Source organism: Paraburkholderia sp. CNPSo 3281 (assembly GCF_024206515.1).
GTDB classification, from domain to species: Bacteria; Pseudomonadota; Gammaproteobacteria; order Burkholderiales; family Burkholderiaceae; genus Paraburkholderia; species Paraburkholderia nodosa.
The window spans coordinates 1-628 of record NZ_JAMBPS010000189.1 but is presented as its reverse complement, the minus strand read 5'-3'; the positions used below and the strand labels follow the sequence as shown (position 1 = coordinate 628).

Genomic DNA, 628 nt, shown 5'->3' with positions numbered 1-628 from the left:
TTCGGTTAAGCTTGCCACTGAATGTAAGTCGCTGACCCATTATACAAAAGGTACGCCGTCACCCCTTGCGAGGCTCCGACTGTTTGTATGCATGCGGTTTCAGGATCTGTTTCACTCCCCTCCCGGGGTTCTTTTCGCCTTTCCCTCACGGTACTGGTTCACTATCGGTCGATCACGAGTATTTAGCCTTGGAGGATGGTCCCCCCATCTTCAGACAGGATTTCACGTGTCCCGCCCTACTTGTCGTACCCCTAGTTCTTCCATTGCGTCTTCGCCTACGGGGCTATCACCCACTATGGCCACACTTTCCAGAGTGTTTGGCTGACGCTACAGATAAAGAGTACAGGCTGGTCCCATTTCGCTCGCCACTACTTTGGGAATCTCGGTTGATTTCTTTTCCTGCGGCTACTTAGATGTTTCAGTTCGCCGCGTTCGCCTCACATGACCTATGTATTCAGTCATGGATACTCCATTCGGAGTGGGTTTCCCCATTCGGATATCGGTGGATCAAAGCTCGTTTGCCAGCTCCCCACCGCTTTTCGCAGGCTACCGCGTCCTTCATCGCCTGTGATCGCCAAGGCATCCACCACATGCACTTGTTCGCTTGACCCTATAACGGGTGTGTCTC

Annotated in this window: 1 rRNA gene; it reads right to left on the bottom strand. The window is 52.7% G+C overall.

The features are described 5' to 3' along the window. Positions 1-610 (bottom strand): 23S ribosomal RNA (locus tag M3I56_RS40845); the annotation flags it as partial. Between the last annotated feature and the right edge of the window lie 18 nt (positions 611-628).